This is a genomic window from Bradyrhizobium sp. Crot121, from assembly GCF_059512385.1.
Window position 1 is genome coordinate 1 of record NZ_JCAMOR010000255.1, and the last position, 1,090, is coordinate 1,090.

The 1,090-nt window shown below is 61.9% G+C and carries 1 pseudogene; it reads right to left on the reverse strand.

Annotation, left to right across the window (positions count from 1 at the left end):
• Positions 1–459: 459 nt before the first annotated feature.
• Positions 460–882 (reverse strand): annotated as a pseudogene (locus AC5ZGW_RS46370) (M16 family metallopeptidase); the annotation flags it as partial.
• Positions 883–1,090: the final 208 nt, after the last annotated feature.

A 1,090-nucleotide genomic window follows, 5' to 3' on the forward strand; every position in this document is an offset into this window, starting at 1 on the left:
ATGCCTTCATCCGCGCCTACAATGAAAAAGCACAGCCCTTCGCCTGGACGAAGAAACGAGTCCGCCAAAAGCGGTTCGTTGGTGAAACTTTTTTGACGATCTGGCAGAGATGCTGGTCAGGTGTTTGGCCGTCCGAGACAGCGCCGCCGGCATCCAATTCGAGGCCAAGAGCCCAGGCTCCTTCTACCAATTGTAGCCGATCTGACCTCCGGCCAGGAACACAGGGCTATCGACGAGGTCACCGTAAATCGACCGACCATAGGGGATCACGAAACGATGACCGGCCGTAGCCGCCTCCCACGTGCCCGCCGATATATCCTCCGGTCCGGCTCCACAGTGCCGGTGGGACCTTTGCTGCCGGCTTAAGATCGGCCGAATTGACGGCACCGCTTGCAACGAGCGCAGCTGTTGCGGCACCCCAACGAAGTTCAGATCGCATATCACCTCACGAACACAAAGTTAGTTAGGTGTTGCCGGCGTTGCGGCTGATGGCGCGGCGGCCGGTGGGCTGACGGCGGGCGGCGGCGTTGCGGCGGATGGGGCACTGGCCGGCTGGGCCGCGGCCTGCGGGGTGCGGCCGACGACGACCGTGAGCAGGCCCTGGCCCCAGAGCCGCTGCGATACCTTGCGGGCGTCGTCCAGCGTCACCGCGTCGACGATGGCGTTGCGCTTCTCGATGTAGTCGATCGGCAATTTGTCGGTCTGATACTGCAGCATCGCCTGCGCGAGCTTCGAGGAGGTATCGAGCGCCAGCATCTGCGAACCCTTCAAATACGACTTGGCCTCGTCGAGCTCCTTCTGGGTCGGGCCTTCCTCGGCCATGCGGCGGACTTCCTTCTCGATCGCGTCCACCGTCTCGCCGGCGCGATCGGCGCGGGTGCCGTTCTAGCATCCACCGAGACCGTCTTGCCCCCTCAAACTCTTCTTCGATCAGTACTAGCTTTTCTTCGGCAGAGCGCCGACGCCGCACCTGACGGAAGCATCGATGCGGTCTCCCATGGCTCATCATGAAGCTGAAATGGACCCGCGGAGCGGGACCGCTTGAACCGGTTTGTTAGTTGGAAACTGACTGCTCCTGATCCCTTTCTAT